General features: G+C 61.1%; 19 protein-coding genes. 7 read left to right on the forward strand and 12 right to left on the reverse strand.

Annotated elements, in window-relative coordinates; all coding sequences use genetic code 11:
* Positions 1–249: 249 nt before the first annotated feature.
* Complete coding sequence (locus tag AC4CWH_RS01760) at positions 250–2,031, forward strand: peptidoglycan L,D-endopeptidase MepK (protein ID WP_491320137.1); 1,782 nt, start codon at positions 250–252, stop codon at positions 2,029–2,031.
* A 90-nt stretch (positions 2,032–2,121) separates the two neighbouring features.
* Here the strand turns inward: AC4CWH_RS01760 and AC4CWH_RS01765 are convergent, their stop codons facing one another.
* The 3 genes from AC4CWH_RS01765 to AC4CWH_RS01775 all read right to left on the reverse strand — a co-directional run bounded on the left by AC4CWH_RS01765 (position 2,122) and on the right by AC4CWH_RS01775 (position 3,610).
* Positions 2,122–2,394, reverse strand: a complete 273-nt coding sequence (locus AC4CWH_RS01765; RefSeq protein ID WP_491283920.1) for a DUF2312 domain-containing protein — start codon at positions 2,392–2,394, stop codon at positions 2,122–2,124.
* 94 nt (positions 2,395–2,488) lie between these two features.
* A complete protein-coding gene (locus AC4CWH_RS01770; RefSeq protein WP_491320138.1) occupies positions 2,489–2,794 on the reverse strand; it encodes a DUF1244 domain-containing protein in 306 nt (101 codons plus the stop codon).
* 24 nt (positions 2,795–2,818) lie between these two features.
* On the reverse strand, positions 2,819–3,610 hold the full coding sequence (locus AC4CWH_RS01775) for an N-formylglutamate amidohydrolase (RefSeq protein WP_491321328.1): 792 nt from the start codon (positions 3,608–3,610) through the stop codon (positions 2,819–2,821).
* 228 nt (positions 3,611–3,838) lie between these two features.
* Between AC4CWH_RS01775 and AC4CWH_RS01780 the strand changes: the two genes are divergently transcribed.
* From AC4CWH_RS01780 to AC4CWH_RS01790, 3 genes are all read left to right on the forward strand, one after another.
* On the forward strand, positions 3,839–4,270 hold the full coding sequence (locus AC4CWH_RS01780; protein ID WP_491285207.1) for a DUF1036 domain-containing protein: 432 nt from the start codon (positions 3,839–3,841) through the stop codon (positions 4,268–4,270).
* A complete protein-coding gene (gene pyk, locus AC4CWH_RS01785) occupies positions 4,270–5,709 on the forward strand; it encodes a pyruvate kinase (protein WP_491283922.1) in 1,440 nt (479 codons plus the stop codon). Before AC4CWH_RS01780 ends, pyk begins: the two co-directional genes overlap by 1 nt.
* Before the next feature lie 130 nt (positions 5,710–5,839).
* On the forward strand, positions 5,840–6,400 hold the full coding sequence (locus AC4CWH_RS01790; RefSeq protein WP_491320139.1) for a pyridoxamine 5'-phosphate oxidase family protein: 561 nt from the start codon (positions 5,840–5,842) through the stop codon (positions 6,398–6,400).
* A gap of 48 nt (positions 6,401–6,448) precedes the next feature.
* Here AC4CWH_RS01790 and AC4CWH_RS01795 read toward each other — a convergent pair whose 3' ends face one another.
* The 7 genes from AC4CWH_RS01795 to AC4CWH_RS01825 form a co-directional block, all read right to left on the reverse strand.
* Positions 6,449–7,063, reverse strand: a complete 615-nt coding sequence (locus AC4CWH_RS01795; RefSeq protein ID WP_491320140.1) for a LysE family translocator — start codon at positions 7,061–7,063, stop codon at positions 6,449–6,451.
* A 310-nt stretch (positions 7,064–7,373) separates the two neighbouring features.
* Positions 7,374–8,366 (reverse strand): alpha/beta fold hydrolase, encoded by a 993-nt coding sequence (locus AC4CWH_RS01800; RefSeq protein ID WP_491320141.1) that lies wholly within the window; start codon positions 8,364–8,366, stop codon positions 7,374–7,376.
* A 46-nt stretch (positions 8,367–8,412) separates the two neighbouring features.
* Complete coding sequence (locus AC4CWH_RS01805) at positions 8,413–9,042, reverse strand: hypothetical protein (RefSeq protein WP_491320142.1); 630 nt, start codon at positions 9,040–9,042, stop codon at positions 8,413–8,415.
* A gap of 111 nt (positions 9,043–9,153) precedes the next feature.
* On the reverse strand, positions 9,154–9,279 hold the full coding sequence (gene ykgO / locus AC4CWH_RS01810) for a type B 50S ribosomal protein L36 (protein WP_062279996.1): 126 nt from the start codon (positions 9,277–9,279) through the stop codon (positions 9,154–9,156).
* Positions 9,280–9,425: 146 nt separating this feature from the next.
* The gene (locus AC4CWH_RS01815; protein ID WP_491320143.1) at positions 9,426–10,484 is read right to left on the reverse strand and encodes a 5-(carboxyamino)imidazole ribonucleotide synthase; all 1,059 of its coding nucleotides are present in this window, start codon (positions 10,482–10,484) and stop codon (positions 9,426–9,428) included.
* Complete coding sequence (purE, locus tag AC4CWH_RS01820) at positions 10,481–10,948, reverse strand: 5-(carboxyamino)imidazole ribonucleotide mutase (RefSeq protein WP_491321329.1); 468 nt, start codon at positions 10,946–10,948, stop codon at positions 10,481–10,483. Before purE ends, AC4CWH_RS01815 begins: the two co-directional genes overlap by 4 nt.
* Before the next feature lie 50 nt (positions 10,949–10,998).
* Positions 10,999–11,202: a YdcH family protein gene (locus tag AC4CWH_RS01825; protein WP_210105600.1), complete on the reverse strand. Its 204-nt coding sequence runs from the start codon at positions 11,200–11,202 to the stop codon at positions 10,999–11,001.
* 375 nt (positions 11,203–11,577) lie between these two features.
* On the opposite strand from AC4CWH_RS01825, the gene AC4CWH_RS01830 reads away from it, so the two are divergent.
* A complete protein-coding gene (locus AC4CWH_RS01830) occupies positions 11,578–11,754 on the forward strand; it encodes a YdcH family protein (RefSeq protein ID WP_491283928.1) in 177 nt (58 codons plus the stop codon).
* Between the two features lie 195 nt (positions 11,755–11,949).
* On the opposite strand, the gene AC4CWH_RS01835 is transcribed toward AC4CWH_RS01830, so the two are convergent.
* Together AC4CWH_RS01835 and AC4CWH_RS01840 are read right to left on the reverse strand one after the other, a co-directional pair.
* Complete coding sequence (locus AC4CWH_RS01835) at positions 11,950–12,210, reverse strand: ArsR/SmtB family transcription factor (RefSeq protein ID WP_491283929.1); 261 nt, start codon at positions 12,208–12,210, stop codon at positions 11,950–11,952.
* An 84-nt stretch (positions 12,211–12,294) separates the two neighbouring features.
* Positions 12,295–13,071 (reverse strand): sulfite exporter TauE/SafE family protein, encoded by a 777-nt coding sequence (locus AC4CWH_RS01840; RefSeq protein WP_491320144.1) that lies wholly within the window; start codon positions 13,069–13,071, stop codon positions 12,295–12,297.
* 197 nt (positions 13,072–13,268) lie between these two features.
* On the opposite strand from AC4CWH_RS01840, the gene AC4CWH_RS01845 reads away from it, so the two are divergent.
* Both AC4CWH_RS01845 and AC4CWH_RS01850 read left to right on the forward strand, forming a co-directional pair.
* The gene (locus AC4CWH_RS01845) at positions 13,269–13,922 is read left to right on the forward strand and encodes a thiamine phosphate synthase (protein WP_491320145.1); all 654 of its coding nucleotides are present in this window, start codon (positions 13,269–13,271) and stop codon (positions 13,920–13,922) included.
* An 8-nt stretch (positions 13,923–13,930) separates the two neighbouring features.
* Positions 13,931–15,094 carry a tetratricopeptide repeat protein gene (locus AC4CWH_RS01850; protein ID WP_491320146.1) on the forward strand — a complete coding sequence of 388 codons (1,164 nt, stop codon included), beginning with the start codon at positions 13,931–13,933 and terminating at the stop codon, positions 15,092–15,094.
* The last annotated feature ends 130 nt before the right edge of the window (positions 15,095–15,224 follow it).

Here is a 15,224-nt window from a genome sequence, read left to right on the forward strand (position 1 = left end):
TTTTGTTACACCTCGTCAACCTTTCGGTAGTCATTTATTGACTAAGAAAGTAGCGCGTGTGCATGTGTGGCACATTTGCCATCGTGTAAACGCAATTCACGGTCATGTGAGGCAGCACCGGATGCTGTCAATCAGACGGGGAACGACTTGCCGTATCAGTATGCACATTCAACGCCTACGGGTGACAACGGACGGCGTCCCCTGGCGCGCATGGTCCGGTCTTTCGTCAAGCGTATAACCGCTGTTTTCATGTCGCTGGCACTCATCGTGTCGGCGGTCGCCGTTCCGGCATCCACGGCGGCAGCGGCCGGCGAAACACGCACGTTGAAGCTTTATTTCGTCCACACCGGCGAACGGGCTGAGATCACCTTCAAGCGCAACGGGCGGTATGACCCGAAGGGCCTGCAGGAAATCAACCGCTTCCTGCGTGACTGGCGCCGCAACGAGCCGACACGCATGGATCCGCGCCTCTTCGATCTCGTCTGGGAAGTCTATCGCCGTTCCGGTGCCACCGATTACATCCACGTCGTTTCCGCGTATCGCTCGCCGGCCACCAACGGCATGTTGCGCTCGCGCACCAAGGGCGTTGCAAAAAGCAGCCAGCACATGCTGGGCAAGGCGATGGACTTTTTCATTCCCGGCGTGAAGCTGGCCACCCTGCGCGGCATTGCCATGCAGATGCAGGTGGGCGGCGTTGGTTATTATCCGACCTCCGGTTCGCCTTTTGTGCATCTGGATGTGGGAGGCGTGCGCGCCTGGCCGCGCATGTCGCGCCAGGAACTGGTGCAGCTTTTCCCCAAGGGCAATACCATGCACCTGCCGGCCGATGGCAATCCGTTGCCGGGTTATGAGCAGGCGGTTGCAGATTACAAACGCCGCGTTTCCTCCGATTCCATCCAGCTGGCCAGCACGGCAGGCGGTTCGACGGCGACGCGCGCAAAACGCCAGAACACGCTGGCGGCAATGCTGTTTGGCGGTGGTGCCGACGAGGAGGAAGATTCCGAATCGGTTGCAGCACCCGTCGCCAGGGCCCAACGCAATATACCGCCAGCTCCGGTTGCTGCCGAACCCGACGAAGAGGCGCCCGTTGCCGTGGCGTCTGCAGCACCCGCCATGCCGAATGTTGCAGCCCCCGTTCCGGTTTCGCGCCCGGATCTCCAGCAATTGCAGGCAGGCCCGCAATCGCAGGGCGCTTTGGCGACTGCACTTTACCAGCCACCGCGCAATGCCGCCCAGGATGCGCTGCAGGCGGCTCTGCCGGCCACCCCGGTTCTGCCGATGGCGCGCCCGGACGCGCCGGGTGAAACCTTCGTCGATCTGGCCAGCATGAGTATTCCCGTTCCGACCCTGCTCGGCCCGCGTGGCCTCAAGGGGGATGCGGAGGCAACCGGCCTGATGACCGCTTCTGCCGGTCCGGGCGAAGGCGATCCGATGTTGATGGCAGCCATTCCGGTGCCGGCCCACCGGCCGGAGATCGCAGCCCCGGCAGCAGCCCGGACCGCCAGCCTGTCTGCTGCGCCACCTGCGCCGCCGCCAGCCGTGGCATCCGCCTCCGAACAGCGTGAATTGACGCCGGAACTGGTGGCAAGCCTTGCGGCAAGCGCCGACTATTCGAGAACCCCGGCAGTGCCTGTTGAAAAACCTGCCCGGCTTGAAAAACCGATGCAGATGGCGTCGGCTTCGCCAAGCCCTGCGGCAAGTGGTGCCATGGTGTTCAACGACGGTTTTGATACGCCGAAGCCCGCTGCAAAACCCGGCCCGACCAAGGTGGTGAAGGGCGGCGCGGTCACCAAACTTGGCGGCAATCCGGCAACGCCCGGGCCGAAGGTGCTGACTGGCCATATGCTGGCCCAATGGGCAAGCGCCAACAATCGCACCGAAGCCGTCGCCTCCATGAAGGCGCCGCGCCTGATCACCCGCGCCCTGAACAGCGAATATTCCGCAGCCTATAGCGGTGGTTTCCGGCCGGTCTCGGCGGCCGTGGCGGTAGACCCCAACCGTTTCAGCGGCGCAAACCAGGTGAAGCCGTAAGGCTCGTATCTGCCGGATACAACAGAAAAGGCCCGCCGTTTCAGATGTGAACGGCGGGCCTTTTCGTATGCGCAGAGTTTTAAAAGACGATTATGCGGCTTCTTCTTCAGGCGCCAGCACCATGCCGAGAGCGGCGAGATAGGTGTCGAGGATCAAGTCCTCTTCCATCCGCTCCTGCTCGTCCTTCTTGCGAAGCGCGATGACCTTTTTCAGGATCTTGGTGTCGAAGCCCATCGATTTGGCTTCGCCATAGACGTCCTTGATGTCGTCGGCGATGGTCTTCTTTTCTTCTTCCAGCCGTTCGATGCGCTCGACAAAGGCGCGGAGTTGGTCACGGGCGACGCCGTGGGCAGCATCAGACATCGGGGTCTCCTGTTTCTAAAAGGGCGATCTGTGTGAGTGGTGTCACCTGCCGTGAAGTCCCGGCAAGGTCAAGGCGTTTCGCAAACACCGTGGTTTATTTGTGCGGGGTGTTGAGGGCAAATGCCGCTTTTTGTGTGGCGTCGGCCTCGCCCTGGTGCAGGTTTTTCCAGTCCTCGTAGGGCATGCCATAGACCATTTCGCGCGAGGCGTCCTTGCTGACGGGAAGGCCTTTTTCCTCGGCCGCCTCCCGGTACCAGTTGGACAGGCAGTTGCGGCAGAAGCCGGCGAGATTCATCATGTCGATGTTCTGCACGTCGGTACGGTCGCGAAGGTGTTGCACCAACCGGCGAAAGGCTGCCGCCTCCAGTTCCATGCGCTGCTGTTCGCTCAAGTCTGTCATCGAAATCTCCTTCTGCCGCGTCTGTCAGGCATAAGGCCCGGTGCGCGAGGCAAAGAGTTGCGTTTGGTGAAGGCGAGGATCCGCGTTCAATTCGGCAAAGATCGGCGCGAGGCGGTCTGACCAGGCCGAAATCCCGTCTGCGTCGCCGATCAGATCCTGGCGCACTTCCAGAAGCGCATGCGCCCGACCTTTTTCCATGCAGTGACGATACATCGTATCGCCCTTCAGCGCACCATCATAAGGTTCGTTATCTCCCACAAGGATATCACCGGGGCGGCGCAGAAGATCAAGAAGCGGCAGAACAGCCCGGTCATCCGTGTCCCACAGAACCGCCGCATGCCAGGGGCGGGGGATGCCCTTCCAGGCCGGCGTATAGGAATGCAGCGACAGCACCAGCGGTGCCTTGCCGCTTGCCTGCGCCACCGCCTGCAATTCCTCTTCCACGGCATGGTGATAGGGCCGGTGATAGGTGTCCAGCCGGTGCTGCCATTCGTCCGGCGTTATCCGATGATTGCCGGGGATGATCGCGCCGTCGGAGATCTTCATGATCAGCGTCGGGTCATCCTCGCCGCGGTTCGGATCGATCAACAGGCGCGAAAAGCAGGAGATGACGGCTGGAACGCCAAGACGCGCCGCAAGCTCGCGCGTCAGCCCCTCGACGCCGATATCGTAGGCGATGTGACGCTCGAAGGCGCTCGCATCAAGCCCGAGCGTGCCATAGCGAGGTGGCAGCCGGTTCATCGCATGGTCACCCAGAAGCACCATGCCGCTGTCACGATTGCCGTGTATCACTTCATGCGAACTGAAAGTCTGCATCGCCATCCGCTTGCCTGATTTAAGATGTCTCTAACCCATGCTGTTCGCATGCCAGAGGCCCCCCGCGCAAGCGCGTGTCTGATGAAGTCAACCGGTAACCACGCACTTATAATCGATTAGATTTCATTGACTTTCCACCGACGGCAGGCGAAGACAGTGCATATGATCTCTCATGGAGTCCCAGCGGAAGCCGTGTCGAAAAGTCTATTGTCCCAGATATCGCTGAAATTGCTGCCCTCGCTTGCGTTTGCTTTTGTCAGTGTTCCCGCCGTCATGATTGCCGATGTCGCGCATGCTGATTTTCGTGTGTGCAACGGCACGCAGAACCTTGTCGGGGTGGCGATTGGCTACCGCGCCGGCGAGGGATGGATTTCGGAAGGCTGGTGGCAGGTTCCCGCCTCCAGCTGCGCCACACTGATCGAGGGCGAGTTGCAGTCTCGCTATTATTATCTCTACGCGGAGGATGCCGCACGCGGCGGCCGCTGGACCGGCGACGTCAACATGTGCGTCGCCGAAAACGAGTTCAAGATCACCGGCGTCGGGGACTGCTTTGCCCGCGGTTTCCAGCGCATGGGTTTCAAGGAATATGACACCGGTCGTCAGGGAAGCTGGATGGTCCAGCTGTCTGATACACCGGGTACGCAAGAAGGCCAGAATTGATGAAGCGCAACCGCAAAGTAAAGATCCTCGCAACCCTCGGACCGGCGTCTTCCGAAGAGGCGATGATCGAGAAGTTGCATCAGGCCGGCGCCGATCTGTTCCGCATCAACATGAGCCATGCCAGCCATGACGTGATGCGCACATTGATCGCCCGTATCCGGTCTGTCGAAGCCCGCTGTGGCCGCCCGATCGGCATTTTGGCCGACCTTCAGGGCCCGAAACTGCGCGTCGGCAAATTTGCCGAAACGAAGGTCACGCTGGTTGCCGGCCAGACCTTTACGCTCGACAATAACGAAGCGCCGGGTGATACCAACCGCGTGTTCCTGCCGCATCCGGAAATTCTGGAATCGGTGAAGCCGGGCGATCGCCTGCTGATCGACGATGGCAAGCTGCACCTGCGCGCTGAAAAATGCGATGGCAAGAGCATTGTCACCACGGTTGTTTCCGGCACCTCGATCTCCGACCGCAAGGGCGTGAGCCTTCCCGATACGCTGCTCGCCGTCGGCGTGTTGACCGACAAGGACCGTCTGGACCTCGACGCCGTGCTTGCCACCAACGAGGTGGATTGGGTTGCTCTCTCCTTCGTGCAGCGTCCTGAGGATTTGGCGGAAGTGCGCAAGATCTCGCGCGGCCGCGTCGGCCTGATGTCGAAGATCGAAAAGCCGCAGGCCATCGAGCGTATCGAGGAAATCATCGAGCTGTCGGATGCACTGATGGTCGCCCGTGGCGATCTCGGCGTCGAAATGCCGCTGGAAGCGGTTCCCGGCCTGCAGAAGCAGTTGACCCGCGCATGTCGTCGTGCCGGCAAGCCTGTGGTCGTTGCCACGCAGATGCTGGAATCGATGATCACCGCCGCCGTTCCGACGCGCGCCGAAGTCTCCGACGTTGCAACGGCCGTCTTCGAAGGCGCCGATGCGATCATGCTGTCTGCCGAATCGGCGTCCGGCCAGTATCCGGTCGAAGCCGTCTCGACCATGGCCTCGATTGCCAGCACGGTCGAAAAAGACCCGTATTATTCCAACATCATCTACGCGCAGCGCCCGCAGCCGGAAGCAACCGGCGCCGATGCGATTTCGCTCGCCGCCCGCCAAATTGCCGAAACGCTGAAACTGTCGGCCATCGTCACCTATACCTCTTCAGGCACGACCGGTCTTCGCGCCGCCCGCGAGCGCCCGCAGGTGCCGATCATCGCGCTGTCGCCCATCGTCCAGACGGCCCGTCGCCTGTCGGTCGTCTGGGGCCTGCACTGCGTGGTGGCCGAAGAGCCGGCTGACATGGACGACATGGTCAACAAGGCCTGCCGCATCGTCGCCTCCGAAGGGTTCGGCAAGCCGGGCGACCGCGTCATCATTTCGGCTGGCGTGCCGCTTGGCACGCCCGGTGCAACCAACATGCTGCGCATCGCCTATATCGGCCCCGACGGCCAGTCGGGCGTCTGACACCGGATTAAAAGAAGGGGGCTCCGTTTTCGCCCCCTTTTTTGTTGTCTGCTGACGCGGCCTCGGCTGATCCTCGACGCTCAGGAGGCTTTGGCACGCGATCCATTCCAGAGAAACTTTCGGCACAGCCATGGCAAAACAATTCCAGCAGTTGAATGATCATCATGTTCGGTTCATTGCCGATCAGCATCTGTTTTTTACGGCATCGGCTGCACCCGTTGGCCATGTGAATGTGTCTCCGCGCAGCACGGACATGTTCCGGGTCCTGTCGGACACCACCGTGATGTATCTCGACAGAACGGGAAGCAGCAATGAGACCGCAGCGCACCTGAAGGAAGACGGTCGCCTGACGATCATGTTCTGTGCCGTGGATGGCCCTCCGTTGATCATGCGCCTTTACGGAACGGGCCGGGTCATTCACCGGGAGGATCCTGAGTTTGCCGCAAGGCTTGCGCAGCATTTCAACGGCAATGCGCCGCTTGGCGCGCGCCAGATGGTCCATCTCGATATCCACATGGTCCAGACATCCTGTGGTTATGGGGTGCCGCTCTTTGACTACCGGGAAGAACGTCCGCAGATGGATGCCTGGGCCCGATCCAAAGGCACCGATGGCATCGAGCAGTACTGGCGGGAAAAGAATCGCATCAGCCTCGACGGGTTGCCGACCGGACTGTTTGACGAGGACGAGTGAGCGACACGGACAGGCAGGTCCTCAGGGGCGCCTTTCTTATCTCGATGATTAATTTCGTGTTGCGATAGCGGCGGCTGCCCCGCCCAGAGTGACGGCTCCAATCCGGTTGGCAATCCGTGTGGCACGAGGGGTTCGCAACAGAAGCCGCGCCTTGTGGGCAAGGAAGGTCCAGGTCAGATCGATCGCAGCCAGCGTCATCAGCGTGACGGCGGCGAGGATCGCCCATTCCCGAACTCCCGTCTCCGAAAGGTCGACCAGGGACGGCAGAAGGGCAAGGTAGAACACCATGATCTTTGGGTTGCCCAGGGTGAGCGCCATGCCCGCACCGAACATGGACAAGGGCGAAGCCCGTCGAGGAAGATCGTCAGCAGCCTCGCCCACCGGCTTGCGCCACATCTTGAACGCCAGCCAGCAGAGATAGGCGACGCCGAGCCACTTCAGGACATGAAAACCGAACTGAAATGTCTGCGCCAGCGCGGTGAGTCCAGCCATCGCCATCGTGAGCCAGATCACCTCGCCAATCCACATGGCAGCGACAAAAGGAATAACGTCGCGCCAACCGCTGGTGATCACACGCGACACCAGTGCGGCGATGCTCGGGCCTGGCGTTCCCGCATTCAGAAGCAGGGCACCGGCAAAGATGGCAACAGACATGAATTCCATGGCTTCCTCGGGTTAGTTTGACCTAGAAAACAAATCATAGCCCATCAATGACCGCTCTTCTATGCAGTCGCAAATAACCCAATGACAGCGCCGGTTTGCGATTGAAATTTTTAAGGTCGAAAAAGCCAGCATGGCGCGGCAGGTGAGGGCGCAGAATGCTTCAAGACGAAATTTCCCGCAAGATAAACCGCCCCAAACACCTATTCTACAAGGGGCTGGCACCCGTACCCACTTGGACATCTCGGTTAGGGGCGCCGATTTCGCCCCCTTTTTTTCTTTGGTGACCGTTGCCGCCGCGCCGTTGCGTCGCTTACTCGGCCTGCGCCTGCGTCAGGTTTTCCGCGGCAAGGCGCTTTTCATCAAGCGCGGCAATTGCCTGCAGGTCGCGGTCCTTGCCCGCCAGCTTTTCAATCGCGGCGATGGCGAGATCTGTCACGACGTAATCCGGCTTGTGGCCAAGGCCTTTTACCCAGATCAGTTCCGAATGCTCCAGATCACGCTTCAGGCCGGTTGAGTGGATATTGGCGAGCACGATGGGATCGCTGTCGCCGGTGATGATCACCGCCGGGCTTTTGATCTCCGTGTAGCGCGGCGCAACGCGCGTCACGTAGGAGAGCAGGTTTGCGACATCCGTAGCGTTGTTGCGAAAGGTTTCCGGGCGCAGCACAAGGGCAGGGGCGCCGTCTTCGAGATAATTTTCGCGGGGGCGGTTGGGGCGGAAGACGCCGCGCGTGGCGGGGTCCAGCATCATCATGCCCGCCGGCATCACCAGCGTGTGGCTGAACAGCCAGCCGATGACCGGCGTTGCCGTCAGCCGGTAATGCCAGTCTATGCCGCCCGGCCAGGGGTGGGTGGCGGCTGAGAGAAACACCGTGCCGATCACCTTGTCGGGGTGGGTGAGCGCAAAACTTGCGGCAATCGCACCGCCGAAGGAATGCGCAACGATGATCGCCTTGGCGATGCCGCGCTTTTCCATGAGGCGCGCAATGGCATCCGCCTGGCCATCGGGAAAATCATTTTCCGGCCCGCCGCGCTCGGAATAACCGTGGCCTGGGCGGTCAACGAACAGCATCTCGGCACGGCCTTCCAGAGGCGCGCGAAACGCCGCCTCCTGATCCCGCAGGTTGCCGCTGGCGCCGTGGATGAAGACGATGGGCGGAAGGTCAGGATTTGGCCCCGGCGCCACGGAGAGCGCGTTGAGGCTATAGCCGCCGATATCGGTCAGCGTGCCGGTATTGGGAAATTCGCGCTCGATTTTGGCCGATTCGAAGGCTGTAAAGCCGAAGGCCGCGGCAAGCAGCATGGCGAGAATGGCAAGGGAAATCAGGATATAAGACAGGGGATGCGCCTCAGGTGCGGCTGCCGGCGAGCTTGTCGGAGAGTTTCAGCATATTCTCCTGGGCATCGCGGTCGGCGGGATAAATCGCGAGATAACGCTCCCATGCCTTCAGGGCAAGCGCGTCCTCGCCCGAATCGGTGAGGATCGTCGCCATGCCGGCAATGGCTGGAAAATAGCGCGGATCCTTGCGCAGAACCTGATTGATGTCGGCCATGGATTTGCGCAAGTCGCCCATCGTGTAATGCAGTGTGGCGCGCCGGTTCCAGGCTTCCGCATAATCCGGCTGCAGCACCGTCACCTGATCGAGAAAATCGAGCGCTGCACCATTGTTCTTGTCGTTGACGGATTTGGACGCCCACTGCATCAGGAGATCGACCGTGGCGCTGCCGGACTGTCGCCAGTTGGAGACGATCTGCTGGGCGATGCTGCGGGCCTTGTCGGCATCGCGCTCGCGCTTCAGGGCGTCAAACAGCGTCTGCTGCGTGGCATGGGCGGAAGGCGCGTTGGCGGCAGCCTGTGCTTCTGTAGGCGCCGGCTTGGCGCTTTCAGAACCTTGAGGCATGCTCTCCTGCGCAAGGGCAGGGGCCAAGGCCGCAAGGCTGGTCAGAAGAATCGCGAGGGACAAACGGAAAAAGCGCATGCAGATAAGGTAATCCGCATGCGCTCTAGTGGAAACCGAAATTTCGAAGGTTTTCGAGAAAGTGATCTTCAGGAGCCGGCGATAACAAGATCATGCCGGTTCGACCGCCGATCAGCCCTGACGAGCCTTGAAACGCGGGTTAGCCTTGTTGATGATGTAAACGCGACCCTTGCGGCGAACCAGGCGGTTATCGCGGTGACGGGCCTTAAGCGCTTTAAGCGAGTTCTTGATCTTCATTGTTCTGATCCGCGGTATCGAGGGCGCTTGGGCCACTCATGTCTCTGACAAACAAAGGATGCCATGGGCACCCCCTTTAGGATGGGAGGCTGATACAGGTTCACCACCTGCCTGTCAACCGCGCCTGCCTTGGCAGCCAAGGCATTTCACCGCAAAAGCTGTGTGACATGGCCCATCTTGCGGCCGGGGCGCGCCTCGCTCTTGCCGTAGAGATGGACGAGCACATCGGGCTTTGCCAGCCATTGCGGCACGTCGTTCATGTCGCCGCCAATGAGATTGGTCATCACGCAATCGGAATGACGGGCGGGATCGCCGAGCGAAAGCCCCATCACGGCGCGAATATGCTGCTCGAACTGCGAGACCACGCAGGCCGCTTCCGTCCAGTGGCCGGAATTGTGAACGCGCGGCGCAATCTCGTTGGCAATCAAGGTCCCATCCGGCATCACGAAAAATTCCATGCCGATGACGCCGACATAATCGAGCGCCGACAGCAGCCGTTCGGCAGCTGTTCTGGCCATCTCCTGCGTCTCGGCAGTGATTCTCGCCGGAAGCGTGGAGGTATGGAGAATGCCGTTGCGGTGGACATTTTCGGCCACGTCGTAGCTTTTGACCGTGCCGTCGATGGCGCGGGCGGCAATCACGGACACTTCGCGCTCGAAGGCGACGAAACTTTCGAGAATCAGCGGCACGCCACCCATCGCGGCAAAGACGCCGTCGGCGCTGTCGCCGGGGCCGCGAAACACGCGCTGACCCTTGCCGTCATAACCCATGCGGCGTGTCTTCAGCACGCCTTGGCCGCCGAAATCGGCAAGTGCGGCGACAAGATCCGAATCGCTGTCGACGGCGTGAAAACGTGCCGTCTCGATGCCGCAGCCGTTGAGAAAACGCTTTTCGCTCAATCGGTCCTGCGCCACATCAAGCGCCTTGGCCGGCGGATAGACCGGGCGCGAGGCTGAGAGATGCATGGCGGCCGAGACCGGCACGTTTTCGAATTCGTAGGTGATCACGTCGCAGGCAGCGGCGAGCTCATCGAGGGCTGCCGGATCGTCATAGGCGGCAACGATCTGGCTGTTCGCCACCTGCGCTGCCGGACAATCCGGCTGCGGTTCGAGAATCACTGTCTGGAAATTGAGCCTGGCTGCGGCCATCGCCAGCATGCGGCCCAGCTGGCCGCCGCCGATGATACCAAGGGTCTTGAGCGTCATGGCGCCTCGTCGATGGGATAGTCTGCAATAGCGGCCGTCTGGCGGGCGCGGTAATCGTCCAGCCGGTCGGCCAGGTCGTCATCGGACAGGGCAAGAACGGCCGCAGCGATCAACGCGGCATTCACCGCGCCGGCGCGGCCGATGGCAAGCGTTCCCACGGGAATGCCGGCCGGCATCTGCACGATGGAATAAAGACTGTCGAGGCCGGACATGGATTTCGACTGCACGGGAACGCCAAACACCGGAAGCGGCGTCAGTGCCGCTACCATGCCGGGCAGGTGGGCAGCACCGCCGGCTCCGGCAATGATGATCTGGAACCCTTCTGCGCGTGCGCCCTTGGCAAAGGCCACCATGCGCTCCGGTGTGCGGTGGGCGGATATGATCCGCGCCTCATAACCGACATCGAGAGCATCCAGCGTGTCGGCGGCGTTCTTCATGGTCTCCCAGTCCGACTGGCTTCCCATGATGATGGCAACGGGCGGTCTCTCTTGCAGCAAGCTCACGTCCTCTGTCGTCACGCGATGATGTCTGGAATGATCTGGTCTTCGAGCTGCGTCATCTTGTCCTTGATGGCGAGCTTCTTTTTCTTCATGCGCTGGATACGCAGCGCCTCGCAGCCTGTCTGGATCATGGCATTGATGGCGGCGTCATAGTCTTCGTGTTCCTGGCGCAGCCGCGCCAGCGTCAGCCTGATGTCCGCCTGTTCCTGATCAGCCATGGATCCCGTGTCCCCTTGTCTTCATTCCGGTCTTTGTCTCGCCGGGGAATGCCCGCAAGCTCCTACCATCAAACCGTGTGAACGACTAGAGCGATGGGCGGCAAATCTCCGCCCCATTCGAGCCAGAGACGCGCCGATTAATCAACGCCTAATGTCGCTTTGGGTAAATGCTTCGCAGTGTTCTCAAGCGAGGCAGGGCAGGCGAAGAGTTTTCCAAGCCTTCATCTGTCTTTAAACACGCGCACCGATTTGCCCCGGAGATGTCACGATTTCGCCTTCGACAAAGCCATCGGATCGTGTCACAATTCCTTTGCAAACCTGAAGCCACGGGCTCACGGAGAGCCGGTGGCAGGAAAAAAGGGAAGGACGTGCCACATGACCATACAGGCTCATATCGCATCGCTCGAAAAGAAGCATGGTGCTCTTGAGGAGGAGCTTCAGACTATTCTTGCGTCCCCATCCTCCGATGACAAGGAAATCGCTGACCTGAAGCGCCGCAAATTGCGCATCAAGGATCAGATGGAGCGGTTGAGGAGCGACACACGCCACTGACCTTTCGACGAGAGCCTATGAGTTCTTGCATGCGTTATTGACAAAACCCAGCCGCCGCCCGCTCAAGGCGAGACGCCATACGAGGCGGCGGTTTTATTTTTTGGAAGTTTCGTGCGTTCCGGCGCGCGTATGATTTGAAGGCTGGCCGGCGCGACAATGCTTTCAGCCCCCACGCGCCCACGTCCCAACAATCCTTCAGGACCAGAACTGATCGAGCCAGAGGTTGAGCTTCTGGAAGCCCTTGCTGTTTAACGCATAGATGCGCTTCGTGCCCTCGGCCGTCACCGTGACCAGGTTGCTGTCGAGCAGCGCCTTCAGGTGCTGCGATACTGCGGGCCGACTGATCGGCAGGCCTTCTGCCAGCTGGTTGACCGTGCGCGGGGCACGCCTCAACTCCTCCAGCAAGTAACGCCGGTTCGGATCAGCAATAGCGGAAAATGGATCGATTGTCGTCATGGCATGCAACTTACGCGAGGAAGTCTAGCGCGGCAAGACTATTCTTGTGCGCCGCAGCATCCAAAGCAAAATTAGTTGTATTTTTTAGAAAGGCATCACATCCCAAAGTAATTTGAGCGCGGCCAGCAGTCCTAATCCATACGCCAGCGGGTAAAACACCTCCGGCTTCAATCGCCGCACGATCACTGCGCCGGCCATGGTTGCTACAAGGGCGACCGGCAGGAGCGTCAGCGAAATCGACAGGTTTTTCGTGTCGAGCGCGCCAAGCGCCACATAGGGAATGACCTTGATGGCGTTGACCAGCGCGAAAAAGCGGACGCTCGCGCCCGTATACGCCTTGGGGTCAAGCCGCAGCGGCAGCGCATAGATCTGGAACGGCGGGCCGCCGGCATGGGCCACGAAACTGCCATAGCCGCACAGCGTGCCCCAGAACAGCGCAGGCCCGGTGCGATGGCCGGCAGGGGCGGGCAGTTCGCCCTTGCTCGGGCCGTAGACCTGATAGAAATAACGCAGGGCAAACAGGATCATCAAGACGGCGATGACGAAACGCAGGACATCCGGTGGCACATAGGCCGATGTCGCCCAGCCGAGCGCCACGCCCACCATGCCACCGGGCAGGAAGGCCAGCAGCAGCTTGCGGTCGTTATGCTTGCGCCAGGCGTAGAGCGCCACCATGTCCATCACGATGAGGATCGGCAGGAAGATGGCGGCCGCATCGACGGGGCTGACGACGAGCGCCATCAGCGGCACGCCGATCAGCGCGAACGCACCGCCAAGGCCGCCCTTGGAAAGGCCGACCAACGCAACAGCCGGGACGGCTGCGGCAAAAAAGGTGAGACTGGGGAGAGCAAAGCCGAGCATGGAGCGCCAGGGGGCAAGTCTAGGGTGTTGATCGGAAGGCCGGACCGGTCTATCGGACTTAGGACGGGATGACGAGCCCCAAACCGGATCGAGCCTGCATTTTAAGACATGCAGTCGGTCAAGGCGCCGCAGACCCATAGACACAGACATGATATTGGCCAGATCCCCGGCCAGAGACCTGCCAGATTGGACACGCCATGACACTTCCGGAAGACCGCTGCCGCCTCGTGCTGATCGTGCCCGATGCTGAAGACGATGCAGCTCTTTCCGAAAAGCTGGAGCATGCCTTGCGCGGCGGCGACGTGGCCTCGGTCATCGTGCCGCAATACGGCCTGGACGAGGTGTCCTTCCAGAAGCGCGCGGAAAAGCTGGTGGCCATCGTCCAGGAAGCTGGCGCTGCTGCCCTTGTTGCCGGCGACAGCCGGGTTGCCGGCCGCGCCAAGGCGGACGGTCTCCACATTGTCGGCAAGGTCGAGGAGCTGGCAGAGGCGATTGAAAAATTCACGCCGAAGATGATCGTCGGCGCGGGCTCCGCCGCCGACCGTCACACGGCGCTGGAAGTGGGCGAGGCGCGTCCCGATTACATCTTTTTCGGCAAGCTCGACGGCGACATCAAGCCGGATGCGCATCCGAAGAACCTGGCGCTTGGCGAATGGTGGGCCTCGATGGTGGAGATCCCCTGCATCGTGATGGGCGGCACCGATATCGCCTCCGTGCTGCAGGTGGCCGAAACCGGCGCCGAGTTCGTCGCCCTTCGCCTGGCCGTTTTCGATCATCCGGCGGGGACTGCGGCCGCAATCTCTGAAATCAACGCCCTGTTGGACGAAAAAGCGCCACGGTTTGGCGCTTGAAGATCGGCATGCGCCTCAGATCTCGCCTGCTCATCGCCCCCGCCCTTTTTCTCTCCTGCCTGGCCGGCGGGAAGGAAGGGGTGCGCCCGGCGCAGGCGCAAGGATCAGAGCGCGCCGTTACCCGACCCGTGCCCGAAGGCGCCGATCTTCTGCGCAAGGCGCCGGCTGCGGCCGGTGATGCCGCAAAGGAGAAGGATACCGGCAATGGTGCCGCAGCCGGTGCGACCGGTGACAAGGCTGCCCGCCCCGGCGATGACCCTTACCCGTCCTCCGGCGTGACGCTTTATGAGCGTATGGGCACGGCCCTTCCTCCGGTTCCTCCGGAAAAACCCTACAAGGGCCCAATTGACGAGGCCTACGGCGCCTATCAGCGCGGCCTTTACGTGACAGCTCTCAACAAGGCGCTGCCGCGCGCCGAGGCCGGCGATGCCGCCGCCCAGACGCTGGTGGCGGAAATGATGACCCGCGGCCTTGGCATCGTTCATGATCCCAAGGGCGCTGCCTTCTGGTACAGCGAGGCGGCGAAACGCGGCGATCCCGCCGCCATGTTCCAGTATGCGCTTCTCCTGATGGAGGGCCGCAATGTCGAGCGCGACAAGACAAAGGCCGATGATTACATGCGCCGCGCCGCAGATGCCGGCAACGCATCGGCCCAGTTCAACTGGGGCCAGATCCTGGTGGCCGACAATCCCGGCGAAAAAGGCCTGAAGCTGGCTCTGCCGTTTTACGAAAAGTCCGGTGAGCAGGGCGTCGCCGATGCGCAATATGCGGTGTCCCAGCTTTATGAGGCGATCAAGGACATTGCGCCGGAAAAAAAGGCAAAGGCCCGCGAATGGCTGATCCGCGCCGCAAAAGCCGGGTATGACACCGCCCAGCTCGATGCCGGCATCTGGTTCGTCAACGGTATTGCTGGCCCGCGCGATTATGATCAGGGTTTCGAATGGCTGCGGATTGCTGCCACCCGCGGCAATGTGGTGGCGCAGAACAAGCTGGCGCATCTCTACATCAACGCGCTCGGCACCCGCCCCAATCCGGTTGAAGCGGCCAAATGGTATGTGCTGTCCCGCCGCGCCGGCCTTGCCGATCCCGTTCTCGAGGATTTCTATCTCGGCATCAACGAGGACCAGCAGAAGCAGGCGATCGATGCCGCAAACCGTTTCCGGCGCGGCTGAACCGGCGCCTTTGCTGCCGGCCGTTCACCGTAATGCCATCCATTGCGGCCTTATCCGGTCGCGTCACTTGAATTATCCCCGGTTTTGTGGTTCTGAACGCGCCTATTCATAAAAGTTCAGATCGACGTTC

This window comes from Neorhizobium sp. PAMB6716, assembly GCF_058242805.1.